The 26235-nt window shown below is 64.2% G+C and carries 13 protein-coding genes and 2 pseudogenes; 3 read left to right on the forward strand and 12 right to left on the reverse strand.

The features are described from left to right. The first annotated feature begins 85 nt into the window (after positions 1-85). Positions 86-568, forward strand: coding sequence for a CinA family protein (locus JJE66_RS07690; protein WP_200513578.1), 483 nt, complete (start codon positions 86-88; stop codon positions 566-568). Positions 569-640: 72 nt separating this feature from the next. Here JJE66_RS07690 and JJE66_RS07695 read toward each other — a convergent pair whose 3' ends face one another. The 11 genes and pseudogenes from JJE66_RS07695 to JJE66_RS07740 all read right to left on the reverse strand — a co-directional run bounded on the left by JJE66_RS07695 (position 641) and on the right by JJE66_RS07740 (position 22169). After that, on the reverse strand, positions 641-916 hold the full coding sequence (locus JJE66_RS07695; protein WP_200513581.1) for a DUF1488 family protein: 276 nt from the start codon (positions 914-916) through the stop codon (positions 641-643). A 78-nt stretch (positions 917-994) separates the two neighbouring features. Then, on the reverse strand, positions 995-2464 hold the full coding sequence (locus JJE66_RS07700; RefSeq protein WP_200513583.1) for an AMP nucleosidase: 1470 nt from the start codon (positions 2462-2464) through the stop codon (positions 995-997). A gap of 215 nt (positions 2465-2679) precedes the next feature. Continuing rightward, positions 2680-4014, reverse strand: coding sequence for an HlyD family type I secretion periplasmic adaptor subunit (locus tag JJE66_RS07705; protein ID WP_200513585.1), 1335 nt, complete (start codon positions 4012-4014; stop codon positions 2680-2682). Next, positions 4011-5759 (reverse strand): type I secretion system permease/ATPase, encoded by a 1749-nt coding sequence (locus JJE66_RS07710; RefSeq protein ID WP_200513586.1) that lies wholly within the window; start codon positions 5757-5759, stop codon positions 4011-4013. The genes JJE66_RS07705 and JJE66_RS07710 overlap by 4 nt, the downstream gene beginning before the upstream one ends. A 272-nt stretch (positions 5760-6031) precedes the next feature. After that, a complete protein-coding gene (locus JJE66_RS07715; protein WP_200513587.1) occupies positions 6032-6301 on the reverse strand; it encodes a GlsB/YeaQ/YmgE family stress response membrane protein in 270 nt (89 codons plus the stop codon). A 216-nt stretch (positions 6302-6517) separates the two neighbouring features. After that, positions 6518-6676, reverse strand: a pseudogene (gene dppD / locus JJE66_RS37910) (dipeptide ABC transporter ATP-binding protein DppD); the annotation flags it as partial. 61 nt (positions 6677-6737) lie between these two features. Then, entirely contained in the window at positions 6738-8153 is a 1416-nt protein-coding gene (locus JJE66_RS07720; protein WP_200513588.1) for an amidase, read from the reverse strand. Continuing rightward, complete coding sequence (locus JJE66_RS07725) at positions 8150-8347, reverse strand: hypothetical protein (protein WP_200513589.1); 198 nt, start codon at positions 8345-8347, stop codon at positions 8150-8152. Before JJE66_RS07725 ends, JJE66_RS07720 begins: the two co-directional genes overlap by 4 nt. A gap of 10 nt (positions 8348-8357) precedes the next feature. Beyond that, positions 8358-8622: pseudogene (locus JJE66_RS07730) on the reverse strand (dipeptide/oligopeptide/nickel ABC transporter ATP-binding protein); the annotation flags it as partial. Positions 8623-8782: 160 nt separating this feature from the next. Next, positions 8783-11014: a CHASE2 domain-containing protein gene (locus tag JJE66_RS07735; protein ID WP_200513590.1), complete on the reverse strand. Its 2232-nt coding sequence runs from the start codon at positions 11012-11014 to the stop codon at positions 8783-8785. Between the two features lie 163 nt (positions 11015-11177). Continuing rightward, positions 11178-22169 (reverse strand): VCBS domain-containing protein, encoded by a 10992-nt coding sequence (locus JJE66_RS07740; RefSeq protein WP_200513591.1) that lies wholly within the window; start codon positions 22167-22169, stop codon positions 11178-11180. A gap of 656 nt (positions 22170-22825) precedes the next feature. Between JJE66_RS07740 and JJE66_RS07745 the strand changes: the two genes are divergently transcribed. Both JJE66_RS07745 and JJE66_RS07750 read left to right on the forward strand, forming a co-directional pair. Beyond that, positions 22826-23578, forward strand: a complete 753-nt coding sequence (locus tag JJE66_RS07745) for a transglutaminase-like cysteine peptidase (protein WP_200513593.1) — start codon at positions 22826-22828, stop codon at positions 23576-23578. An 86-nt stretch (positions 23579-23664) separates the two neighbouring features. Beyond that, positions 23665-24807 carry a DUF1311 domain-containing protein gene (locus JJE66_RS07750; RefSeq protein WP_200515299.1) on the forward strand — a complete coding sequence of 381 codons (1143 nt, stop codon included), beginning with the start codon at positions 23665-23667 and terminating at the stop codon, positions 24805-24807. A 165-nt stretch (positions 24808-24972) separates the two neighbouring features. On the opposite strand, the gene JJE66_RS07755 is transcribed toward JJE66_RS07750, so the two are convergent. Next, positions 24973-26172, reverse strand: a complete 1200-nt coding sequence (locus tag JJE66_RS07755; RefSeq protein ID WP_200513595.1) for an ABC transporter substrate-binding protein — start codon at positions 26170-26172, stop codon at positions 24973-24975. Positions 26173-26235: the final 63 nt, after the last annotated feature.

The raw sequence follows: 26235 nt of genomic DNA on the forward strand, positions 1-26235 counted from the left end.
CTGCCCGTCGCCCGCAACTCGGCCAAGGCCGCTGTCATATGCTAGGAAGGCGCAGCTCGGTTGCGAGAACAGAGAGGTCAAAGGGATGAAAGAGCTCGTCGGCATTGCGGAACAGGTCGCGGCCAAACTGATCGCGCGCAAACAGACCATTGCGGTCGCGGAATCCTCGACCGGCGGCCTGATCTCGATGAGCCTGCTCGCGGTCCCCGGCGCATCCGCTTATTTCCTCGGTGGCGCGGTGGTCTACACCCGCGACGCCAGACGCGTGCTGATGGATATTTCGGATGAGGGAATGAAGGGTTTTCGCTCGTCATCGGAGCCCTACGCGAAACTCCTCGCCGAACAGATGCGCAGCCGCTTCAATTCCGATTGGGGCGTGTCCGAGACCGGTGCAACCGGCCCCACCGGCAACCGCTACGGCGATGCGGCCGGCCACAGCTGCATGGCGGTGGCGGGGCCGGCAGCGGAAGTGATGACGCTGGAGACCGGCAGCAACGACCGTTTCGCCAATATGCAGATTTTTGCAGCGACGGCGCTGAAGCTGTTGCTGAGGAGCCTCTCGGAGTAGCCGCACAATCGCTTGGAAGTGAGATGGAGTAGCCACGCTTCAATCTCGATGTCGTCCTGGCGAAGGCGAAATCTATCTCCCCAAATGCCGTATGAAGATCCGCACCACGTAGCCTTTGAACCGCGGCGCCTCGTCGTAGACATCCGAGGCGATCCGCTCGATGGTCTCGCGCAGCGACGTGAACTGCGCCTGCCGTGCGCTGCTCTCGGTGCCCTGCATGCCCGCGAGCTCATCCATCGCGGCGTCGCTGATCTGGCACTGGACGACTTCGTCTTCACGCATCATGGTGAAGCGGAAGGCCAGCCGTTCCAGGTCATGGCCAATGATCCTGTCGCGCGTCAGCGGCATCAAGTCGTCCCGGTCGAGCCCCGCGTCGGACAATGCTGAAAATCGCTTCGCTTGTCAGCAGCAAAGAGCGACTTCGCTCTATTGAAACGCCACCTCGGCAAAGCTGCGGAGCTTGCGCGAATGCAGCCGCTCCGATTCCTGCTGCTTGAGCCGCTCCAGCGCCTTCAACCCGATCTCGAGATGCTGGCCGACGCGGCGGCGATAGAACTCGCTGGCCATGCCGGCGAGCTTGATCTCGCCGTGCAGCGGCTTGTCGGAGACACAGAGCAAGGTGCCATAGGGAACGCGGAAGCGATAGCCGTTGGCGGCAATCGCGGCCGATTCCATGTCGAGCGCCACAGCGCGCGATTGCGACAGCCGGCGGATCACCTCGGGCCCCGAGATCTCCCAATTGCGGTTGTCGACGCTGGCGACCGTGCCCGTGCGCATCAGGCGCTTGAGCTCGAAACCTTCAAGCCCCGTGACGTCCTCGACCGCCTCCTCCAGTGCGACCTGCATCTCGGCCAGCGCGGGGATCGGCACCCACAGCGGCAGCTCGCGGTCGAGCACATGGTCCTCGCGCACATAGCCATGCGCGAGCACGTAATCGCCGAGCCGCTGCGTGTTGCGCAAGCCGGCGCAATGCCCGAGCATCAGCCAGGCATGCGGCCGCAGCACCGCGACGTGATCGGTGACGTTGCGCGCGTTGGACGGACCGGTGCCGATGTTGATCAGGCTGATGCCACGATAGCCGGGCGCGACCAGGTGAAAGGCCGGCATCTGCGGGATGCGCGTAGGCGCTTCCCCGGTCGTCGCGCCGCCGCTGTGCGTGATGACATTGCCGGGCGCAACGAAGGCTTCGAGGCCAGCCTCGCCGGACTGGAGCCGCTGCTGGCAGAGCTGCGCAAAGGCATCGACGTAGAACTGATAGTTGGTGAAGATCACAAAATTCTGGAAATGTTCGGGGTCGGTGCCGGTGTAGTGATAGAGCCGGCGCAACGAGTAGTCGACGCGGGCGGCACGGAACAGCGACAACGGCTCGGGCGCGCCCGGCTGAAGCTCGAAGGTGCCGTCGGCGATGGCGTCGTCCATGGCGGCCAAATCAGGCACGTCGAACGCATCACGCAGCGACCGCGTGACGAGCGAATTATCGCTGGTGGTGATGGCGGCTTCAATATTGATGTCGCGGCGATAGGCGAAGTGGATCGGGATCGGCTCGGCGGACTCCCCGATCTCGACGGGAACGCCGTGGTTCTGGATCAGGAGGCCGATCTGCTCGGTGAGGTAGGCACGGAACAGATCCGGCCGCGTCACGCTGGTCTCGTGCACGCCGGGACCCGCGACGAAGCCGTAGGAGAGCCGCGAATCCAGCCGCGCATGCGTCGCGGTGGTGAGGCGGACGAAGGGATAATAGGCGCGGACCCGCGTCGCGATCGCCTCGCCGGTGACATAGGCCTCGAACCGCTCACGCAGGAATTTGGTGTTGCGCTCGTAGATCTCCTCAAGGCGGGCAACGGCGCTCGCGGCGTCGTTGAAGGATTTGGTGGCGATGGAGGGCGGGACTTGCATGGTTCGAGGCCGGGTTTTATGGGACCTGAGTCGAACTATAGCAAAGAAGGCGGTGCCGCAGGGTAGGTTAGCGTAGCGTAACCCACCTCTTCTGCTTCCGCGGATAGAAAAGTGGTGGATTACGGCTTCGCCTAATCCACCCTACTAGATCGAGTCTGTGGCTCGAAATCCCGGATGCGCGCTAAGCGCGCTCCGGGATGACGCGCTTTCGCGCGTCACTTCTCCCGAAACGCCCGCATGAACTGGTCGTGCAGCGGCTTCATCAGATAGGACAGCATAGTGCGGTCGCCGGTCTGGACGAAGGCTTCCGCAGGCATGCCGGGGATCAGCTTGGAGTCGCCGAGCTTGGCGACCTCTTCCGCCGACATCGAGACGCGGATGGTGTAGTAGCTCTGGCCCGTGCGCTGGTCGGTGGTGACGTCGGGCGAGACGCGGGTGACGACCCCGTTGAGCTCGGGCGTGGTGCGCTGGTTGAAAGCGGAAAGGCGCAGCAGCGTCTTCTGGCCGATCTGCAGCTTGTCGATATCGACCGGATTGACCTTGGCCTCGACCTGAAGGTCGTCGGCCTGCGGCACGATCAGCATCAGGGTGTCGCCGGCGGTGACGACGCCGCCGACGGTGTGCACCGTCGATTGCAGCACCATGCCGTCCTGTGGCGCGCGGATGTCGACGCGGCGGAGCTGGTCTTCGGCCGCGACCTTGCGCTCGATCAGCTCGCCGATCTTGTCGTTGGTCTCGCGCAGATCCTTGGAGACCTCGCTGACCATGTCCTTGTCGACCTGGATAATCTGGAGCTCGGTCTCGGTGATCTTGCCCTTGCCTTGCGCACGCTGGGCGATGTACTGCGCGCGCTCGCCGTTGAGGCGGGCGCTATCACGCTCGAGCGTGGTCAGGCGCGATATCTGCACCAGGTGCTTGTCATAGAGATCGCGCACACCGGTGAGCTCCTGCAGCACCAGCGCGATCTCCTTGTCCTTGGCCTTCTCCTGCGCGACGAGCCCCTCGATCTCCTCGTTGAGCTGCTGGATACGCTCGCGCAGCTGCGCCTTCTGGCCGGCACGGCCGTTGACACGGACGTCGAACAGCTTGGTTTCGGCGGAGAGCAGCGCCTTGACGTCGGGATCGTCGCCGCGATCGAGCAGCGGTTGCGGGAACTCGATCTTGTCGAGACCGCGCTGCTCGGCCTGAAGCCGCGCCGCGCGCGCCTGCGCCGCATCGAGATTCTTGGTGACGATGGCGAGGTTGGCCTTGGTCACGGTATCGTCGAGCCGCACCACGATATCGCCGGCCTTGACCAAATCGCCGTCGCGGGCGCGCACCTCGCCGACCACGCCACCGGTCGGATGCTGCACCTTCTTGACGTTGGATTCGACCACGATCTGGCCCGGCGCGATCAGCGCGCCGGAGATCAGCACCGTCGACGACCAGCCGCCGAGGCCGACCGCCAGGAACAGCACGATCGAGAGCCCCAGGATCAGGTGAAACCGGATCGACTGCTGCACGGTCCTGTTCGCGGCGGGCTTTGTCCCGGCAACGGTCATCGTACTCATGCTTTGGCCACTCCGCCTTCACTGACGACCTTGATTGGCGTCGGCGGTGCGACGCGCGGCTGGAGTACCTGCGCCAGCACCTGCTCCTTTGGCCCGAAGGCCTGCATGCGGCCGTCGCGCAGCACCAGGATCTGGTCGACCGCTTCGACGCCGATCGGCCGGTGCGCCACCACGATGACGATGGCGCCGCGCTCGCGCGCGGCACGGATGGCGCGGGTCAGCGCCTCGTCACCTTCGGTGTCGAGATTGGAATTGGGCTCGTCCAGCACGATCAGGAACGGATTGCCATAGAGCGCGCGCGCCAGCGCCACGCGCTGCGCCTGGCCTGCGGAGAGCGAGGTGCCCTGCTCGCCGACCTGGGTATTGTAGCCCTCGCGCATCTTGATGATCATCTCGTGCACGCCGGCTTCCTTGGCCGCGGAGATGATGCCGTCGGAAGTAGCCTCCGGATCGAAGCGGCTGATGTTCTGCGCGACGGTGCCGCCGAACAGCTCGACGTCCTGCGGCAGATAGCCGATATGGCGGCCAAGCACGTCGGACGCCCACTGGTCGAGCGCCGCGCCGTCGAGCCGCACCTTGCCGCGGACCGGCTGCCAGACGCCAACCAGCGCGCGGATCAGCGACGATTTGCCGGAGCCGCTCGGCCCGATTACGCCAAGGCCCATGCCGGCTTCGAGAGCAAAATTGACGTCCTGGACGATCAGGCGCTGGTCGCCCGGCGCCACCATGGCGACGCCTTCGATCGACAGACGACTGGTGGGCGCCTGCAACTGGGTCGGCATCATCTGCGCCGGCATCTGCTCCAGGAGGCGGCTGAGGCGATGCCAGCTCTGGCGGGCCGCGACGAAGGATTTCCAATGCGCGATCGCAAGATCGACCGGCGCCAGCGCGCGGGCCGAGAGGATCGAGCCCGCGATGATGATGCCGGCGGTGGCCTCCTGGTGGATGACGAGATAGGCGCCGACCGCGAGCACCGCCGATTGCAGCATCATCCGCAGCACTTTTGCGATCGCGCCGAGGCCGCCGGCGACGTCGCTCGCACGCTGATTGCCGGCGAGGTATTTTTCGTTGGCCTCGCTCCAGCGCCGGTTCAGCCGGCCGGCCATGCCCATCGACACCAGCACTTCGGCGTTGCGGCGGCTGGACTGGGCGAGATCGTTACGCTGGGCGGCAAGGCCCATCGCCTCCTTCGCCGGCTGCCGGGACAGGAACTCGGTGACCAGTGTCAGGCCGACCAGGATGACGGCACCGACCAGCGCGGTCACGCCGATCATGACGTGGAAGGCGAAGCAGATGGCGAGATAGAGCGGCAGCCAGGGCAGGTCGAAGAATGCGCTCGGGCCCATGCCGCCGAGGAAGGAGCGGACATTGTCAAGGTCGCGCAGCGGCTGCAGCCCTTCGTTGCGGCTGCCGACCAGCAGCGGCAGGCGCACGATGGTGTCGAACACGCGCTTGTTGAGGGCCTCGTCGAGCGCGGTTCCGATCCGTCCGAGGATGCGGTTGCGGATCATGTCGAGCACGCCCTGCGCCATATAGAGGCCGCTGGCGAGGACGATCAGGCCGACCAGAGTCGGGATGCTGCGACTCGGCAGCACCCGGTCATAGACCTCCAGCATGAAGATCGACCCTGTCAGATAGAGCAGGTTGATCATGCAGCTCATGAAGGCAAGGCCGACGAGCGCCGTGCGGCAGGCCCGCAGCGCGTCACCGAGCTCTGAACGGCGGAGGCCGGGAACGGCTGCCATCAGTCTGATCTCTTTCGGGTGAGGGGCAAAACCCCGATTTCCAAAGCCCTAAATCCAAAGGCAAATTGAGGCGTACGCGCCCCGGATTAATAACGGGTTCTCCCCTGCGTGCAACGCAATCGAATGAATCCGGACACCGTCACATCTACCTCGGACGGCCCGATGCGCAAGTCCGGTATTTCACAGTCTTTGCGGCTTTTTATGGCAGACAATGACGCCTCTCCCCAGCTCGGGGAGAGGCGCAAAGTTCCGATCGACTGAAACCGGGGAGGCTAGAACCGGCCGCCGCCGCGCACCAGCCTCACGACCAGCAGCAGGATAACCGCGCCGATGGCGGAATAGACGATCTCGGACACCAGCCCGGTGCCGATATGGATGCCGAGCCTGGGAAACAGGAAGCTCGCCACCAGCGCGCCGGCGATGCCGACGACGATGTCGCCGATGATGCCGAACCCGGTTCCCCGCACCACCTTGCCCGCAAGCCAGCCGGCCACCAGGCCGACGAACAGAATGACGAGCAGGCCTTCATTGGAAATGTACATAAGTCAGATCCCTCTTCCGTGAACGGGGGCCATGGAACGGGAACCGGGATGAACGGGGTCTGAATACTGCTCCCGACGACTTGGGGTGGCCTCAGTCCGACAAAAATGTCGAAAACAACCCCATGCACAGTAGAACTGCGCTTTTTCGAACACGGCCGGTGGATTGTGACAAGTGCGGGATGGCGCAGGGGATTTTCGAATTCCGGAGCGCATCGGTTACGAAGCGGCCACCGGCTCCGCCAGCACGCACCTCGCCGCCCGGCCCGGGCCGACCTCCACGTTGGGCGGCAGCTGCTCGAGGCAGCGCGGCTCGGCAAGCTTACAACGCGGGGCGAAGGAGCAGTTGTGAGGCTTCTCGGCCAACGAAGGCGGGGTGCATAGACCGTGCGCTCGCCGGTGAAGCGGATGTTGAGGCCTGCGATATCGACGAGCTTTGTCATGACGGCAGTTTGGGGACCCGGTCCTGATAGTCGGTGACGCGCTGGAAGGCGGCGCCGATGGTGAGCAGGGTCGCTTCGTCGAAAGAGCGGCCGATCAGCTGCATGCCGATCGGCAGGCCGCTTTTGGTGAAGCCGGACGGCACGGTGAGCGACGGCAGGCCCAAAAAGTTCACCGGACGGGTGAACAGCGTCAGCCGCTGCAACAGCGCCGGCGCGTCCGGTCCGCCGCCGACATCGCTCTCCTCGATCGTCGGCGCCGGCACAGGCGATGCCGGCGCGATGATCGCGTCGACGCCGGCCGCCGCGGCGTTGTGCGCGGCAAGCGCAGGCCCGCGCCAGCGCATCGCCTCCAGATACGTGATGGCGGGAACGGCGAGGCCGTTCTGAAGCCGCATCAGCGTCTGCGAGCCGTAATCCTGGGGACGCTCGATCATCCAGCGCTTGTGGAAGGCGGCCGCTTCCGCCGCGAGCACGAGCTGGCTCGCCGAAGACAATTGCCGCTGGTCGGGCAACTCGACTGTGAGGATGTCGGCGCCTTCGCGCCTGAGCACCGCAATCGTCTCGTCCAGCACGCGCGCGACCTCGCTGTCGAGATCGTCGACATAGAACGACGCGGGCACACCGATCTTGAGGCCCTTCAGCGAGCCCTTGGTCGCCGCGACATAGTCCGACAGCGGCTCGTGGCTACAGGTGGAATCCTCAGGGTCCGGGCCAGCCATCAGCGCCAGCAGCAGCGCGCAATCCTCGGCGGTGCGCGCGAGCGGGCCCACCGTGTCGAGCGATTGCGACAGCGGCATCGCGCCGGCACGGCTGACGCGGCCGACCGTGGTCTTCAGCCCCGTGACACCGCAGAAATGCGCGGGCATGCGGATCGAGCCGCCGGTATCCGAGCCGAGCGCCGCATAAGTCAGCCGCGCGGCGACCGACGAGCCCGAACCTGACGACGAGCCGCCGGTGATATGCGCGACATTCCAGGGATTACGCACCGGGCCATAATGGGCGTTGTGGCCGGTCGGGCCATAGGCGAACTCGGCGAGATGCAGCGTGCCGAGGCGAACCTGGCCGGCATCCTTCAAGCGCTGCAGGGCAGTGGACGTCACGGTCGGGACGAAATCGCGACGGATCAGCGAGCCGCAAGTCGCGACGTGGCCGGCATCGTAATACATGTCCTTGTGCGCCAGCGGCACCCCGTGCAGCGGACCACGGACCTCGCCTTTGGCAAGCTCGGCGTCGGCGGCATCGGCCGCCTTCAACGCGGCTTCCGACTCGATCGACATGAACGCGTTGAGATGCGGCTGCCACTGCGCAATACGGTGCAACAGCGCGCGCGTCACCTCATGCGAGGATACCTGCTTCATCGCGATCGCGCGCGCGACCTCGGTGAGCGTCATCAATGCGGGCTCGGTGCTCATTTCGACACCTTCTGCGTCTGCGCCAGCGGATAGAGCGCCGGCTCGAGGTCGAACGGCAGCGTTCCGGCGATAGCCTCAAAGCCCTCGAAGGCCGGCCCGATCGAATTGGAGATGCGCGTCGCGATCTCGTCGTCCACGGGGACGCCTGCGACTTGCGCCGTCGCCCTGATTTCCTTTGTCGTCGGTCTCGTCATGCGGTTTCCTCTATGGGCGCGCGCGGCTATGGCCTGAACCCGGAATGGCCATGTAGCAGGCGGCGTCGTGGCCCATTCTATCGACGGCCGCGAGCTTTGGCGCGGCATTTGCGCAGAGCGGCTCCGCAAACGCGCAGCGCGTGTGGAAGCGGCAGCCCGACGACCTCGCCGAGATACATCACCAGCACGCGGTCGCTGATGTAACGCACGACGTTGAGGTCGTGGCTGATGAAGAGATAGGTCAAGCCGAACTCGCGCTTGAGATCGGCGAGCACGACGATCGGGGTGGAGTGAGGGCCAATGGTAGGGTGGGTTAGCCGAAGGCGTAACCCACCACGCCTGTCTCCGCGGATAGAGACAGCGGTGGGTTACGCCCTGCAGATGCGCTCTGCGCATCTGCAGGGCTAACCCACCCTACAAACCGCTCATCTGCCGCTACTTCGTCAGCAGCGCAAACGCCCCGGTCCAGCCCTCCGGCGGCGGATCGAGCTGGAAATCCTTGATGCGCGCTTCGTACAGCTTGAACAGCTTCTCCAGCGTGTCGGCGTCCTCGCTGCGGCGGCCGCGCTCGATGGCGTCGAGTGCGCCCTGCCAGTCGCGATTGCGGTAGCAGCCGAGCATCTCGATGGTGATGTTGCGCAGGCGCTGGAACGCACCCGAATGCATCACGTCCTCGCGGCCGGCAATCGCATAGATCACCTCCGGCTCGGTCTTGCCCTTGACCATGATGAAGTCGAGCTCGAGAATTGCGAAACTGTCCTTGGCGGCGAGCGCGGTCCGGGAGCCGACGATGATCGGGAAGCCGTATTCCTTGGTCTGGCCTTCAAGGCGTGACGCCAGGTTCACGCTGTCGCCAAGCACCGAATAGTTCTTCTTCAGGTCGGAACCCATGTTGCCGACCACGCCGATACCGGTATTGAGGCCGATGCCGACGTTGAGCGGGATGTAGACGTGGCCGCCGTCGGCGGCTTCCTGTTCGCGCTCCTTGTTGACTACGTCGATCTTCTCGAGCATCCGGACCGCGGCCTCGCAGGCGTTGACCTGGTGCTTGCCATCGTCGAGCGGTGCATTCCAGAACGCCATGATGGCGTCGCCCATATACTTGTCGACGTAGCCCTTCTCTTCGATGATCACGTCGGTGAGCGGCGTCAGGAAGCGGTTCATCAGCACGATGAGCCCTTGCGGATCGTGCTTGTAGCTCTCCGAGATCGTGGTGAAGCCGCGCACGTCCGAGAACATGATGGTCATCTCGCGCTCCTCGCCGCCGAGCACGACCTTTTCCGGCGACTGCGCCATCTGCTCCACCAGCACGGGCGACATGTATTGCGCGAAGATGCCGCGGATCTCCTTCCGCTGCCGCTGCTCGCGCACGAAGCTCGCGAAGATGAAGGTCAGGTAGATCGCGGTGGTCGACAGCAGCGGATAGGTGAAGTCGATCAGATAGCGGTACTTCCAATAGAAGAACCAGGACGTGCCGATCAGGATGCCGGCAAACATCGCGCCCGCGATCACAAGCCGCACCGGCCCGAGATTCGGCGTGAAGATGATGACGAGAATGCCGATGATCAGCGCGGCGAGCAGCTCGACGCCGAGCGCGTAGTTCGGTTGCGAGATCACCGCGCCCGTGAGCACGCTTTCTATCACTTGAGCGTGGATTTCGACGCCGGGCATGGTCGAGGACACCGGCGTGGTCTTGATGTCGTTCAGCCCGGCTGCGGACGTGCCGATCAGCACCAGCTTGCCGTTGATCTTGCCCGGCGGCACGGTGTTGTCGAGCACGTCGGCCGCGGAGACGTAGATCGAGGGATCGTGGCGAGCGTAATGGACCCAAAGCTGGCCATTCTTGTCGGTTGGGATCTCGACGCCCTTGAGGCGGATGGCGCGGATGCCGGTCTTGTCGGTGCGAACCAGCAGTGTCGGCGTCCCTGTCACGACCCGCAGGATCTCGAGGTTGAGCGAGGGCATGGTGTTACCCTGGGCGCGCATGATCATCGGCACGCGGCGGATCAGGCCGTCGCGCTCGGTCGGAATACTGAACAGGCCGCGGCCTGCCGCGACTTTCTCGATGACAGGCACGTTGCGGAGCAGGCCGGGGAATTCGAACATGAAGCGTTCGGCGTTCGCTTCGCCAACCGTGGCAACGCCGGTGAAGGGCAGCGTCTTGTCGATTTCGGACGTGATCTCCTGCTGCCCTGTCTCGCCCAGCACCACGCGCGAACGCTTGATCGCGTCCGAGAGGATCTGGTCGTTGCTCGGCAGCTCGCGCAGCCTGGTGCGGGTGGCGTCGTCCAGATAGCGCATCTGGCTGGCGATCAGATCCGGATTGAGCCGGTCGGGCTCTGAAAACACCACATCGAAGCCGATCGCCACCGCGCCATTGTTGGTGAGGTTGATGATCATGTCCGCGATCCGCGTCCGCGGCCACGGCCATTGGCCAAACCTGGCAAGGCTCTTGTCGTCGATGTCGACGATGGTGACCGGTCGCACCCCCTTGTCGCGCGGGTCGATCAGCTGGAACATGTCGAAGGTGCGCAGCCGCAACTCCTGCACCGGCGGCGGATCCCAGAGGCGCAAGCCGGCGAAGACGACGAGCAGCCCGAGGCAGACCATCCGCGCAAAGCCGAATTTTCGCGCGAACCACCTGCGCAGGATTTTGAGACGTTTCATGTCAGTCGAGCTTCCTGCCGCGCGTCACGTCCTCCAGGCCGATCATGCAGCCTCGGGGCGCGATTGGCTATTCCCTGGTGGCAGAAGGATTATGGATTTTTTGCCGGGGTCAAGATGCGCGTTGATCGCCGACCGGCCGGCCGCGCGCCGGATCCGGCGCTCATCAGGTGATGTGGAAGATGAAATCGCTGGCCTTGAGTGTCGCAGTCACGCTCTTCAGCAGCAGTTGCTCATGCTCGGTCACCGAGCCCTCGCCCACGCCGACCTGCTGCTGCCAGTCGATCAGCGTATCGCCGGACTGCTGGGTGATGGTGAGGCCGTGGATGGAGCTGACATCCGAGAACTGGCGCAGGTCGATCCTGTCAACGCCTTCGATGAAATCGGTGATGGTGTGCGAGTAGTCAGCGACGGGATGCCCTTCGTCGTCGAACCCAGCCGAGCCCGGCGCGAACACGAACTGATCCTTGCCGCCGTTACCGGACAGCGTGTCGCCGGTCGTCGTCGCAAAGATGACGTCCTTGCCGGCTGTGCCGTTCAGCGTGACGCCTTGGCTGGCGTCGCCTTCGTTGAAGATGAAGTTGACGGTGTCGCTGAGGCCGGTGGTCTTGTCGGTCACGGTCAACGTGATGTGGTCCTGGTCGGGTGCCGGATCGCCCGGCGTATAGGTGACGCCGTTCGCCAAGCCGAGATTGATGTCATTCAGCGAGCCGGACGTCGTCGGAACATCGACGCTGCTGGTATCGGTCGAAGGCGTGGGCGAGGTCGACGCCGTGACCGTGAAGGTGTCGGTCGGGGCGCCGGAATCGCCGTCGGTAACCGACAGATTGTAGATGGTGTCGGTACCGAGCCCGTGATCATGCGAAACGGTGAAATTGTCGGTGTCGATGACCGGACCGCCGACAGGCGCATCGCCATCAACTTTGACCGCGACATCGTTGGTGAACGTCTCGGTTTCGCTCAGTGGCCCGCTCAGGCCGGTCGCCTGATCGACCACCGTGCCGCTGACATGCAGGCTGAACTCGCCGATGTAGTCGGCCGGCGCCGTCATGGTCAGCGGAGAAGCGCCGAGCGAGGAAATATCCGACGAACTGATGAGCCAGTGGCCGGCCTCGGCCCCTGTCCCGGCCTGACCGACCGAGAACGTCGTGCCATCCGGGAAGCCGGACAGATCCAGCGACATGTGCTCCGACCCGTCGGTATCGGTGACGGCGGTGAGGCCCGAAAGTGCGATGGGCACGCCGTGCTCGCCTTCGAAAGCATTGGAGACGGTGACATTGCTGACCGTGGCGTCGTGCTGGCTGTCGTTCGCCTCACGGTTGGTGATGGTGACGAGATTGCCGGCAGCGTAGTCGCTGAAGTCGGACGTATAGGTGCCGACCGTCTCGCCGGTGCCGTGATCGACGATGACCACGGTTTGATGGGAGCCGTCATCGGTGATGCTCGCGTCGTAGACGGTGCCCTGGCTAAGGCCGGCCGAGAGATTGACAGCTTCGCCGGTGGCGTTGTTGGCGATAACCAACCCGTGGCCCCAGCCGAACATGAAGGACAGACCGTTGGCCGGCGAGCCGAATGCGCCGGTCGTCCCGTCGGTGCCGTCAGTGACCGCGACATAGGGGCCGACGCCGTCGTCGAGGCTGAAGCTCAGGCTGACATGCAGCGGCGTGGCTGCCGTCGGGGTAAAGCCGGAGGTCGTCTCCAGGTAGCCGTGATCGTGCAGGACCACGCCATTGGCCGTTGGCGTGACCGACGCATCGTCGGCGGTGCCAGGCACCGATGGCAGGACGATTTGCCATTTCGTAAGGTCGATGCTGTTGCCGGTCAGGCTGTCGGCGACATAATTCACGGCCATCGCGGTGAATGCCGGCGCATCTGCGACCGGGGTGACTTCGGTGTTGAGCGTGGCCGCCTGGGCCGATACGCTGGACACAGTCCCGGAAGACGTGATGTCGATCAGGACGGGCGTATCGCCGCTGACGCCACCGCCATAAGTGTCATCGAGGGCGTGGACGTCGAGACTGCCCGGCACGCCGCTGTAGTTCGCGGCCGGCTCGAAGCGAATCAATGTGTCGGTGGCCAGAACGAGCGCGCCGGTATCGCTGACGCCGGAGATATCGATCCACTGATTGCTGCCCGCAACCTCGTACTGCCAGACGCCCTGCGACGCCATCGCGTGGTCGGCCGTGATGGCAACAGCCGAGAGGTTCGAGCCGTCGTCGACGTCGTGGAAGCCAGCGGCGAACAGCTTGCCGACAGTGGACCCGGCGGGCGCGGCGGTATCTTCGCTGATCGCGCCGAGCGTCGCATTGTCGAGCGTTGGCGAATCGTTGCTGCCGGCGATGTTGATGGTGACGATATCGGCCGTGCCGCTGGTGTGGCCGTCGTTGGGCGCGATGGTGTATTGCAGCGAGAGCGTGTGGCCTGCGGCGAGGAAGTCGAAGGCCTGGTCGCCCGAATTGAACTCCCAGGAGAACTGGGCGTGGGTGGCGGTGCCGTCGAGGATGTCGCCGGACTGAATGGTGAGATAGTTCAGCAGGTCCGCGTTCGACAGCCCGCCGACATCGTCGGTCTGCAGATGACCATCGAGATAGACGCTGACATGATCAAGCGCGACGCTCACGTGGTCGCCGGTGTCGGCGTCCGAAACCGTCAACGTGCCGGACTTGTCCAGCCCCGCATTGCTCTCGTTCACGCTTGCGCCGGCGCTGTCACCCGCTTCAGCCGTGATCGCCGGCGCGTCGTTGGCGCCAGTCACGTCCACCGTGAGCGTCGCCGTGCCGGTCGTGCCATGCGCGTCCGTGGTCTGCACCGTGAACGTATCGTGGTAGGAGCCTTCCGACAGCGCGTCGATCGCAGCCGCGCCGGCGGCGTAGCTGTAGGTGCCGTCGGAATTGACCGTCAGCGAGCCGTAATGGCCCGCGAGCGTCGTCACTGCATGGCTGTCCGCGTCGAGCACGGCATAGCTCAGCGTCGCCGTCTCGCCGGTGTCGGCATCGGTCCCGACCAGCTGCCCGGTGAGATCGGAGAAGGTATCGGCCGCAGCCGTATCCACCAGCGGTCCCGCGGTCACCGCAGCCACGGTCGGCGCGTCGTTCGCGCCCGCGATGGTGATCGTGACCTGGGCCGTATCGCAACCGCCGTTATGATCCCTGAGCTCGATGGTGGAGACCACCGTCGCGGTCTGGCCCTGACCGAGGAAGTCCAGCGAGCTGTCGGCGATCGAATAGGTCCAGCCGACCGTGCCGTTGTTCTTGTTGCCGGTCTGCTGGAGCGTCAGCGCGTGCTCGAGCGCCGAGGTCTCGTCCGGCGTCAGCGTCAGGGACGTGGTGTGGTCGGCGGCGAGCCAGCTTACATCCTGATGGGTGATCTTCGCCGTCGGACGCTCGGTCAGATCGATATCGCCAAAATGGATCGTGCCGGTGCCGCCTGACGCCGGGTCCATTGTCGTCGAATAGCCGGTCTTGTTGTCCAGCTCGGCGAAGCTCAGGCTCGGCGGCGCCTCGGCGGCGGTGAGGGCCGGCGCGTCGTCAACGGCATTGAGCGTGATCAGCGTGCCGCCATGGCCGTCGCTGCTGCCAGCGAAATGCGCGCTGCTGTAGTCCGTACCGGTGAGCTTCACCGTGATGCTGTGGCCATAGGCATCGCTGACGACGAGATTGCCGGTTGCGGCATCGTAGGTCGACGAGGTGCCGACATCGAACTTGATGGTCGACAGATCCAGCTTGTCGGTCGCGGCGAACCCCGCGACAGATCCGCCGAAGCTCGACGTGTCGATCCGGAGCTCGCTGCCGCCGCCGTTGAAAGTGACGGTCTGCGACACCGTCCCATCGACGTCGAGCGTCGCGCCGGTGTCGATCGTGACCGAACCTGAGCCGGACAGCGAACCGAACAGCGATAGCGTCCCGTCGGTGTGGATCTCGATCGTGTTGGCATTGGTGATGTTGCCCGTGATCGACGCGGTGCCCCAGCTTTCGATCTTGCCGGAGTTGCTGATGGCGAAGGTCAGCCCGTCCGCGCTCGAGACCGAGGCGCCGTCGAGGAGATCGATCTCGCCGGCATTGTCGATTGTGGACAGGGTGCCGAACACGCTGGTCCCCGAAACCGTCCAGGTGCCGGCGCTCTCGTTGTCGAAAGTGGCGCTGGCGACCGAGATGTTGCCGTTGATGTGGTTGCTGTTTTTGATGGTGATCGCGCCGCCGGTCTCGAAGATGGCGTAGGTCGTCGAGACGACGCTGCCGGCATCGTCCGGCCCGATGGTGCCGGAGTTGTCGATCAGCGCAGTGCCATGCGTATTCTCCTGGACATAGATCGCGGCATAGCCGTCGGCGCCGAGGACGGAGCCGGTGTTGGTAATGTGCGTCGAGCCGGTCGCGCCCGCAGCGTTCTGTGTGACGTTGATGCCGACGGTTCCGGTGCCGGTGAGATCGCCATCATTGACGATGGTGACGTCGCCCGCGCCGTTGGCAAAAGCGGACAAGCCGACTGCGCCGGCGGCAGAACCCTCATTGGTGACCCCGACATCGCCGCCACCGTGATCGACGGCGCCGATCGCGGCGCCTCCCGAGGCGGTGATTGACGACGTCGCACCGGTTGTCACCGTGACGTCGCCGATGCCCCAGGTGAAAGCCTCGATGCCGAAGCCAGTGGCCGCATTGATCGTCGCGTCGCTCTCGACCGTGACGTCGCCGTTGACCAGGTTGGAGAACGTGGAATTGCCGTTGGGGTTATAGCCCGCGATGATGCCGCCGGGCGTCGTGCCATTGTCGTTCAGCGTCGTGCCCGAATTGATCGTGCCGTGCGCCTTGACGACGATCGTGCTGTCGACGCTGCTGGCGATGGCGGTGGCATAGTTGACCGCCACGATGCCGGAGCTGCCCGAATTCAGCACGTCACCGGACGACATGGTCACGCGGATGTCGCCGGCGTCGATGCTGTAGGCGAAGATGGCGTAGCTCGCAGTGCCCGTGACATGGGCATTGGCGCCGACCATGACGTCGACGTCGCCGGCGCCGCCGTTAAGCGCCTGGGCCCGGATGCCCTGGTTGGCACCGATCACCGTGGTGCCGGCGCCATCGCTCACCGTGACGTCGCCAACGCCGTAATTGTAGGCATGGAGGCCGAAGCCGCCGGCGGCGGTGACGTTGGCGTAGTTGTTGATGGTGACCGAGCCGTTGACGGCGGCGTTCGCCACGGAGCCGGTGGTCGCGCCATTATAACCGGCCTGGATGCCGCCCGGCGTGTTGCCGCTTTGATTGAGGCTGCTGCCGGAATTGATCGTGCCGTAGGCGTTGACGGTAATCGTGCTGGCGTCCGACGCGTCGACCGACGTCGCCCGATTTGCCGCGACGATGCCGGAACTACCCGACGTGACGATGCTGCCAGCCTTGGTGGTAACCGTCTCGCTGCCAGCGCCGTAGCTGCGCGCCCGGATGCCGTAGATCGAGCTCCCCGTGATCGTGCCGCCGGCGTCGATCGTAATGTTGCCGTCGCCCTGGGTGGTCGCGTCGATGCCAAACGCGCCGCTGACGGCGCCGCCGCGCTGGGTGATCGAAATGTCGCCGGCATTGGCGGAGTTCAAATTCTCGACGAGCACGCCGACCGAATTCGCGCCGGCGCCGGTGGCTTTGCCGGTGAGGTCATTGACCGTGATATCACCGGCGCCAGTCGCGCTGTCGCGCAGCGTAATGCCATTGCCCGCAAGGCCCGTGACGTCCTTCGTCGCCGTCAGCGAGATGTTGCCGGTGCCGTTCTGGGTGACGGCGATGCCGTTCGCCGCGCCCTTCAGCGCGCCGGTGGGCGTGAGGACGATATCGGCCGGCTTGGCGAGCGTGCCGCCCGACGCCGCAAAGTCGAGCGCATCGCCGCTTGCCGTCGTGATGTCGGCCGCGCCTGTCACCGTGAAGGTGCCGCCGGCCGACGACTGGCCGGTGATCGTGCCCGTAAAACTCTGGCCGGCCACCTTGTCGAGCTGAAGCGTGTCGGCACCACCGGCGAAGGTCACGGTCTGCGCCGTCGCTCCTGCGAGTTCGAGCGTCGCGCCATCGTCGATGACCAGCGAGCCTGCGCCGCTGAGGCCGCCGGAGAGGTTCAGCGTGCCGCCCTGCACTTCGATGGTACCAGTGTTGCTGACGGCGGCGGTCACGCTGTTGCTGCCGGAGACGCCATAGAGATGGCCGGAATTGCTCAGGCTGCCGCCGTTGATCGCGGAGAGATTGGACAGATAGAGCTTTGACGTGCCGTCGACCGTGACCGTGCCGCCGCTATTGGTCACGATGACAGCGGACAGCTTCAGGATGCCGCCGTTGATCGCCTTGATATCCGCCGTGTTGGTCAACAGTTCGCCGGCGATATCGAGCTCACCGCCATTGGCCTGGATCAAATGGCTGTTGCTAATGGTATGGAGCACCGCGGGATCGATCGTCAGCGTGCCGCCGGTGACGGTGATCGTGCCGGTGTTGGTGATGTCACCTTCTGTGATGGCGCTGGTTCCGGTGGATTCCAGCGTGCCGCCGATGGTCATCGTGCCGCCATCGATGGTCGCACCATTGAGATCCAGTGTCGAGCCGGACTCGATGGATACGGCGCCGCCGGCGTTGGTCACCTTCATCGAGATCAGCTTCAGCGTGCCGTCGTCGATAGCGGCGAGCGTACCGGTGTTGGTGACGCCCTCGCCATTGATGTCGAGCTCGCCGCCCTTGGCCTGAATGGTGCCGCCATCGTTGGCGATGGTCGCAGACGTCGTCGCCACCAGCGCCAGCACACCGCCGATCGCCTCGATCAGAGAGCTGTTCGAGATATTGGCGTTGGTGATCGTGCTGGTGCCCAAGGAATCGACCGTGCCGGAGACGGTGAGTGCGCCGCCGGTCAGGCTCGCGCCGTTCATCGTCAGCTTCTTGGCCGTCTCGACCTTGACCGTGCCGTAATTGGCGATCGCGGTTCCGGCAACCGTCGCATCGTTGAGCGTTAGCGCGAAGCCGCTTTCGACCGTCACGGCACCCTTATTCAGCGTCGCCTGGCCGTCGATCGTGCTGTTGCCGGTGACGTCGATCATGGCGCCGAGCGCACCGCTGTAATTATTGATGGTGCCGCCGGTGATCTCGGTGCCCGACAGCGTCAGCGCCTGGCTGTCGTCGACCTTGACGATGTGGCCGGTGTTGGTCACGACGTCATTGAGCAGCGTCGCGGCGCCGGCGATCTCCAGGGTGCCCTTGTTGGCGACCGGACCGCCCTTGATCTCGGCGCTGTCCTTCAGCTTGACGGTGTTGTCGAGTTCGATGCTGGCATTGTCGGTGATGACCGTGCCGGACACGGTGACGCCGTCCAGCGTCAGCTTGGCATCAGCGGTGACCGCGGCAACGCTGAGCGTGGCGCCGCCGTCGATGGTGCTGGCGCCGGCGATTTCGATCGTGCCGCTGCCGTTGATGGTGCCGCCGGCGATTGTGGCGTCGCTCAGGGTCAAGGCGGCATTGGCATCGACGACGACGTCGCCGCTCGAATTGTCGACCGTCGAGCCCTGATCGATGGCAAGCGCGCCGTTGGTCAGAACCTCGATCGTGCCGGCGTTAGTGAGGGTCTCATTGTCCAGCGCGTTGCCGATGCCGCTGACGTCGAAGGTCGCGTTGTTCTTCAGGGCACCGCCGCTCAGCACGGCGTTGCCGGTCAGGTCGATCTCACCATTGTCCGTGACCGTGCCGGCGCCGCTGATGGAGGCGCCGTTGACCGTCAGCTTGCCAGTGGCGTCGACCGTGACGTTGCCAATGTTGGCGATGCTCGAGCCCTGGTCGATGGTCAGGGCGCCGTTTGCCAGCACCTCGATGGTGCCGGTCGAAGCGTTCGTGATCGTCTCGTCGTCCAGCGCGTTGCCGATGCCGCTGACCTTGAAGGTCGCGTTGTTCTTGAGAGCACCGCCGTTCAGCACGGCGTTGCCAGTCAGGTCGATCTCGCCATTGTCCGTAACCGTGCCGGCGCCGCTGATGGAGGCGCCGTTGACCGTCAGCTTGCCAGTGGCGTCGACCGTGAGGTTACCGGTGTTGGTGACGCTCGAACCCTGGTCGATCGTCAGGGCGCCGTTTGCCAGCACTTCGATCGTGCCGGTTGAGCTATTGCTGACGATTTCGCCGTCCAGCGCATTACCGATGCCGATGACATCGATGGCGGCATTGTTCTTCAGGATGCCATAGCTGATCACAGCATTGCCGGTGAGATCAATCTCGCCGTTATTTGTGACCGTGCCGACGTTCGGGCCGCCGGTTGTCACGATGAACACGCCGTCGGCGTCGTCGCTCACGCCGTAGTAGAACTCCGGCGTTCCTGGAAGGATAACGATTGCTCCGCCGTCGATTGTCGCTCCATTGACCGTCAGCTTGCTGCTGGCATCAACGTTGACATTACCGGCATTGTTAACGACGGAGCCCTGGTCGATCGTCAGCGCGTGGTTCGCCCACACCTCGATCGTGCCGCCGGCCTTGTTGGCGACAATTTCGTTGGCGAACTCCGCCGTCCCCTTGACGTTGACCGCGGCGAAATTATTCAGAGTGCCGTTCTCGATCAGGCTGGTGCCATCGAGTTCCAGCGTGCCGAGAATGGTGACGGTGCCGCCATCGACCGTCGCGGCATCGACGATCAGCGTCGCGCCACTATCCGCCTTGAGGGTGCCGCCGGCATTGTGAATCTCGGCCAGGGTCTTCAGCGTACCGCCGGTGAGCTCTATCGTGCCGGAATTGGTGATCGTGGTGCCGCTGGCGAAATCGCCGCCGCCCGCGAGCGTCAGATACCCGGCATTGGTGAGCACGGCCGTGTCCAGGATCTCGGCCTTGCCGCCGACAGACATCGTACCGGTCGCGGTGTTGGTGAAGATCGAGTCGGCGCTCATATCGAGCGCGCCGGCGACCGTCAGCACGCTCTTATTGATCACCTTCGGCGGCGGGCCGCCGAAATCGTTCATCGTGATGGAGTTGGCGTAGGCGGCCGCGTCAATCGTCACCGGATAAGACGGCGTCAGGCCGTGGAGCTGATCGGTGATGACGATGACGTCGTCAGTGAGGGTCGGGACCGTGCCGGTTTCCCAGTTCGCCGCGTCCTTCCAGAAGCCGCCCGGGGGGGCGCCGTCCGTGTTCGTCGCGATCCACACCACCGCGGCTGCGTCGGTGCCCTTAATCGTGACGGTGATGGTCTGTTGCGAGGTCGCGCCGTGCTCGTCGGCGACCGTCACGGTGTAGACGAGCGTCAGCACCTCGCCCTTCGGAATGAAGTCGGCGAGGTAGACGGGCAGATCGGCCAGCGACCAGTTGATGGTGCCAGTGCCCGTGCCCGTGCTGTCAGAGCCGGTCGCGATCGCAACCGACATCGCGCTTTCAAACGCTGCGAGCGGGCCCGGCGGCACGGTGCCGTCCGGCAAGCTGGCGCTGGTCAATTTCACCGAGACCGAGTGCGTGTCGGTGAGGTCGACATCCTTGAAGGCCAGCGTGCCCGACGTCGGAACGTCGGTGGTGAGCGGGCCGCCCGGCACGCTGGTGCCGCCCTCGAAGGTGATGGTCGGGACGCTGGAGGTGATGACCGGCTTGTCGTTGGTGCCGGTGACCGTGATGGTGATCGTGATGTAGGTAGATTCGGGATTGACCGCGAAATTGTCATTGATGCGGACCTTGTAGGCCAGCGTCAACGTTTCACCCTCCGCAAGGAAGTCGAAGGCGTGGTCGGGAATCGTGTAGGTCAGGACCGCCGAACCGTTGTTATTATTGCCACCGTCGGCGACAACGCCGATCTGGATCTGCGTCGCCGCGATGTCCAGCTTCTGAAGCGCACTGAGCGAACCGGTGACGTCGTGATGGCCAGCGTCCATGTAGACATAGTTTGGCGCATCACCGAGGTCCACGCTCACCGTCGGCCGATCGCCCAGATTTTGATCGACGAAGGTGATCAGCCAGGAGATCGTGTCGGGAGGTACGGCGTCGCCGCTCGTGTCCAAGTGGTCGCCGGTCGCGTTCGCATGCTCCTTCAGAGAAAAGGCCGACGTCACATTGTGATTGAGATTGAGGCTCTGCGCGAAGGGCGCGCCGGGAAAGCGGTCGGCCCCCTTGTCCGGCCCGCCCTGCCCGGGGCCGGAGCCGTTGTTGACGGTGTTGGTGAAGGTCGCAGTCGCGGCGGCACCGGTGTCCGTCTTGATGAAGACGATGTTGCCGTTCTGCGTGATGGTGTCGGTGAAGTTCGTGGTCAGCTTGGTGTTGGTGTTGTTGTCCGTGAACTTGAGCGTGAACACGTCCGTGATCAGCTTCTGCACGTCCGGCGACAGCAGCGCATTGGAGATCGAGACGTTGCCACCGCTGATCTGGACCATCTGGCCGGCCTGATTGACCGTCGCGATCGGCAGCAGCGTAACTTTGTCGAACAGGATGTAGGAGCCGGTGGTGCCGTTCGGCTCGACCAGCACCTGGAAGCTCACCTGCGGCTGCGGATCACCGCCGCCGGGGGGAATGACGAAACTGATCTGGTTCAGCACGGCGGTGCCGCGGATGCCCATGGTGGCGACCGGGGTGTCGACCTTCATGTCGCCGTGTTTCGCGGTCTCGCCGGCGACGAAGGTGATGGTGCCCGCAACCAGGCTCAACAGGGAGGAGTTGTTCGACCCGTTGGGGTCGTAGACCATCTCGTTCAGCACCATCCGCGCGTTGGAGGACAGGCCGAACACGGTGCCGTCGATGAAGGTGACGCCGAGCGTCGAGTCCGAGCCGGTCGAGACCACGTCGCCCTTCTCGACGTTGTCGCCGTTGTTCAGGATGACCGAGACGCCGTTGCGGATCGCGGTGGCGCTGCCGGTGAGCTTGGTGACGTGGCCGATAATTTGCGCCGCGGCGACGCCGGGCGCGGCCTGGGCGTACTGGACGTAACCCGTGAGCGCGCTGACGATGTCGCCGGTAAGATGGGCGCCGTCGGGCGAGGCGATCGCCGCGCGGTTGTCGCCCCTGAAATAATCGTGAACGACGAACTCACGGCCATCGTGCGACAGCACGAGATCGCCGCCCGTGCGCTTGAACTCGCCGTGGAAGATCAGATTGGGGTCGGGAATGACGACCGCGCCTTCAGGCACATGGCCATGGGCATGGGCGGTAAACGAATCGACATGGACGTCGGCGGGCGAGCGAGGACCCTTGCCATCCAAGAAGAGCGCGGCGTCAAATTGGCCAGCGTAATTCAACCGGGCACCGTAAAAATGGTTAATATTTAAGTAAGTATCGACCGCTTAAGCTTGCATATCATTACCAAGTCCTTAGCGAAACCATCTATTGCTCGTGTGATTTTGCGTGACTTGCCCGCCGGCGCCTATGCCTGCGGCGACATCAAAGATAAGCTGATGTAAATCGAGCATTCTTAGCGAGTAGAGTTTCGTCTATTCGAACAAATTCCCCATAACCCCATGTATTCCGAAGTATAAATCTAATGGTGGATACTTATGTCATCTTTTCTTCGTAACCCCTCGGAACATACTGCGACAAATACGGAGCTAAATCTGTGATCCAATTAACAGAAGCCGTGAAATAGCGGATCATTAGCCATAGGCGCAAAATCGACAATCCCACAATTTATGCCTGCAATTTATTCCAGTTCGCGGCGGCGGCCGAAACTCTCCGGGCCCCGTTTCGTAAAGTTTTACGGAAGTCCGGCAGGCCCGGTTCAGCCTGCTCCGTGGTTTTGGGGCCCCTGCCGGGCCTCGTTAAGCAGAACAAAACGGGCCGTCTCGCACTATCTCCGCGAAAGCAACAAGCCCGGCACGTCGAGGTCGAGGGGGACCTGGCGAAGCCGGAAAGGGGATGTCAGATGGAGACCGCTGCTCGCTCGCGCGCCTGGCGCGCAATCCTTGTCCTGTGCGGATTGATCCTGTTCGGATCGGCCGACGACGTTCGTGCCGGCACATTGCTGTCGCCGGGCGCAGGCGTGCTTGTGCGCAAATCTGCCGAGCCGTTCGGCGTATTCGCCTTCGCCATTTCCACCGGAGGCCTGCGTCAGAAATGGTTCGCACTGAAGGAAAAGCTCGACGACGACATGGTGCAGCTCGCGCTGTGCGACGGTGACCGCGACCATTGCGCCTCGCCCGCGGCGCTGAAACTGCTCGCCATCGTCGACCAGGCCCGTACCCGCGACGGCCGTGCGCTGCTCGGCGAGACCAACCGTGCCGTCAACCTCGCCATTCGCGCCGAAAGTGACGGCGCCGAAGACATCTGGAGCTCGCCGCTCGCGACCTTCGAGCGTGGCGCCGGCGATTGCGAGGATTACGCCATCGCCAAGCTGGCCGCCCTGCGGCTTGCCGGTGTCGCTGCGGAGGACCTCCGCATCGTCGTGGTGCGCGACACCCGCAGCGGCGAAGGGCATGCAATTGCCTCAGCAAAGCTCGACGGCCACTGGCTGATGCTGGACAATCGCCGCATGGCCATGGTCGAGGACGACGACGCCCGCAGCTATCAGCCGCTGTTCGTGCTCTACCATTCTGCCGTGCTGAAATATGTCGGCGAACCCGTGCGGGGCGAGAGCCAGCGGGTGTCGATGGTGTCGGCCGAGGCCGAGGCGCGGTGATCCGGGTGTAACCACCCGCCACAAACCCATTCCACCGCGCGATCCGGGACGCTAGCATGGCCATGGCCATGCCGGGGGTACTTGGAATGCGGTTGATCGTGTTGACTGTGCTTGCGCTGCTGGCTTGGCCGGTAATGCTGGCATTGCCGGCGGCACCAGGCTTCGCGCAATCCGGCACATCCGACCGCTCCGTTGCCGACAGGCTGCCGCTGTTTGCCAGGAACAACTGCCAGCCGATCCGCGACCCCGGCAATCAGTTGTTCTGCGGTGATCCCGAGCTGTCTGCCGCCGCCGAAAAGCTCAGCACCGCCATCGAGGCGCGGCTCGCCCGCCTGCCCGATCGCCTGCCTGGCATCGAAGAGAACGCGATCTGGATCCGCCAACGCAATCTCGGCTGCGGCATCGTCGGCCAGACCGCGGTCCGCACCGAGGATTTCGACCGGGTGAAAGCCTGCCTTCTCAAGGTGACCGAGGATCGCGCCACGATCGTGCGCGATCCGGACTTCGACTGTCTCGCGGCCAACACCGCGGCCGGCGCGCTGATCTGCGCGGAGCCGTCGCTGGCGCTGACCGAGACCGAGCTGAACAGCCAGGTGCTCGGCCTGATCGGCAGACTGGACCCGACCGCGGCGCGCTTTGCCTACGCCGAATACGGTCGCTGGACGCGAGAGCGCGATCGCAAGTGCAATCTGGTCGGCAAGGAGAACGTGCCGCTTGGGGAGCTCGACTCCGCGGAAAGCTGTCTCGCCGACTATCTGAAGCACAAGGCCGACGAGATCGCGGCCGCCAAGGGCGATCCGAAGAAGGTGTTCGGCCGGCAGGTCACAGCCAGCGAGCCCGACACCGATGCCGTCGATTTCTGCGCCGCGCGCATCCACGCCGCCAATTCGTGCGGCAATTTTCTCCGCATCAACCGCGTCTACGCGCTCGACAGCCAGGTGACCGATCAGGAGGCGCAGGTCACCGGCGAGATCGAGATGGTCGTGCTGGCGCCGTTCACCACCTGCAGCAAGGTCGCCACCACCTGCACCGGTACCTGCTGGGACCCCAGGACCGGCCGTCCGCAGCCGGGCGCCGGCAACAAAGAGCGCTCCGCAGAAGCCTTCAACGTCACACGCCGCCTGCGAATCCAGCGGACGTTTGCTTTCGTGAAAGCTGCCGACGGCTGGCGTTGCCGCGAAGACGAATTGGCCCCGGTGAACTCGGGCACCGCGGGCGGGGGGTCGTAGGATGACTCTTCTCCCTCTCCCCGCCCTTCGCGGGGAGAGGGTCGGGGTGAGGGGCTGCCTCCGCGATCGCGGTGAGTGCTGGACTCGCGGAGAGTCCCCCTCACCCGCATCGCATCTTCGATGCGCTGCGGCCTCTCCCCGCAAGCGGGGAGAGGCGAAGAAGCATCAAAACATCAGATTGTCCTTCACCAGAACCCAGCGGCCGCTCTTGACCTGCTGAACCTGGGTGATGGTGTTGGCGAGGTGGTCGGTCTTGGAGAACTTCGTCGGCGGCGAGTTGAAGATGTCGAGGAATTTCTCGCCTGACTCGAGCGAGTCCAGCATCTTCTGCCCGGTCAAATCCTTGCCCGCCCTCTGCGCATAGAAGGCGAAAGTCATAATCGCGTTGTAGCCGATGATGGCCTGTGTATTGGCCTCGGTGTTGAACATCTTCTTGTAGTTGATCAGCCAGTCGTGGACCTTGCCCTTGGCGGTGTCCTCATAGGGAATCTCGAAACCGCTCGCCGCATAGAGCCCTTCGACCGCCTCCTTGCCGAGCGTCGGCACCTCCAGCACGTTGGTTGGCGTCGCGCCGAGGAAGGTGACGTCCCAGCCGAGCTTCTTCGCCTCCGACATCGCGCCGATGGTCTCGCGGATCACGGTGCCGAGCACGACGAGGTCGCAGCCGTCGGACTTCATCTTGGCGATCTGCGCGCTGAAATCGGATGCACCGCGCTTGTAGCTCGTGATCGAGGCGGGCTGCACCTTCATCGCGGCAAGCTGCTGGTTGAAGCCGTCGAGCACGTTCTTTCCGTACTCGTCGTCCTGATGCATGATGCAGGGCTTCTTGAAGCTCTTCCAATCCATCATGTATTTCAGCGCGGCGCGCGTGCTCTCGACGTAAGGCAGGAGGTTGTTGAACTTGAGCCGCTCCTGCGGCTTGGCCGGATCGAACTTGAAGGTGAACTCGGCGGCCGTCAGCGGAAACAGCTGGAGCACGCCGGCATCGAACAGGATGTCCTGCGCGGCAAGCACCGTGGGCGAACCCATCGGGCCGATCATCGCAAAGATCTTGTCGCGCTCGACCATCTTCTGCGACGCCAGCACCGCCTTCTTCGGATCGTAGCCATTGTCTTCCAGGATCATCTTGATCTTGCGCCCGTTGATGCCGCCGGCCGCGTTGATCTCCTCGACCGCCATCTTCATGCCGTTGGAGACCGGTACGCCCCAGACCTTGATCGGGCCGGACAAATCCTGGTGGGTGCCGACGACGATCTCGTTGGCCGAGATGCCTTCATTGGTGACCTTGGTTTGCGCCGCTGCCGGCAGACAGGTGAGCGCCACCGCGCCTACAGCAAGGCCGAACGTTCTCAACGATTTCGACATTGACGTCTCCTCTCCTTGGGGCCCATATGATGCGAAGGGTGAGGGCCATCACTCCTTCGCTGT

Source organism: Bradyrhizobium diazoefficiens (assembly GCF_016612535.1).
Taxonomy (GTDB): Bacteria; Pseudomonadota; Alphaproteobacteria; order Rhizobiales; family Xanthobacteraceae; genus Bradyrhizobium; species Bradyrhizobium diazoefficiens_C.

Coding starts and splice junctions, on each gene's coding strand:
- JJE66_RS07695 (WP_200513581.1), bottom strand. CDS start 916: ATGCCGCTGACGCGCGACAGGATCATTGGCCATGACCTGGAACGGCTG.
- JJE66_RS07750 (WP_200515299.1), top strand. CDS start 23,665: ATGCGGTTGATCGTGTTGACTGTGCTTGCGCTGCTGGCTTGGCCGGTA.
- JJE66_RS07700 (WP_200513583.1), bottom strand. CDS start 2,464: ATGCAAGTCCCGCCCTCCATCGCCACCAAATCCTTCAACGACGCCGCG.
- JJE66_RS07755 (WP_200513595.1), bottom strand. CDS start 26,172: ATGTCGAAATCGTTGAGAACGTTCGGCCTTGCTGTAGGCGCGGTGGCG.
- JJE66_RS07690 (WP_200513578.1), top strand. CDS start 86: ATGAAAGAGCTCGTCGGCATTGCGGAACAGGTCGCGGCCAAACTGATC.
- JJE66_RS07710 (WP_200513586.1), bottom strand. CDS start 5,759: ATGGCAGCCGTTCCCGGCCTCCGCCGTTCAGAGCTCGGTGACGCGCTG.
- JJE66_RS07720 (WP_200513588.1), bottom strand. CDS start 8,153: ATGAGCACCGAGCCCGCATTGATGACGCTCACCGAGGTCGCGCGCGCG.
- JJE66_RS07715 (WP_200513587.1), bottom strand. CDS start 6,301: ATGTACATTTCCAATGAAGGCCTGCTCGTCATTCTGTTCGTCGGCCTG.
- JJE66_RS07735 (WP_200513590.1), bottom strand. CDS start 11,014: ATGAAACGTCTCAAAATCCTGCGCAGGTGGTTCGCGCGAAAATTCGGC.
- JJE66_RS07705 (WP_200513585.1), bottom strand. CDS start 4,014: ATGAGTACGATGACCGTTGCCGGGACAAAGCCCGCCGCGAACAGGACC.
- JJE66_RS07745 (WP_200513593.1), top strand. CDS start 22,826: ATGGAGACCGCTGCTCGCTCGCGCGCCTGGCGCGCAATCCTTGTCCTG.
- JJE66_RS07725 (WP_200513589.1), bottom strand. CDS start 8,347: ATGACGAGACCGACGACAAAGGAAATCAGGGCGACGGCGCAAGTCGCA.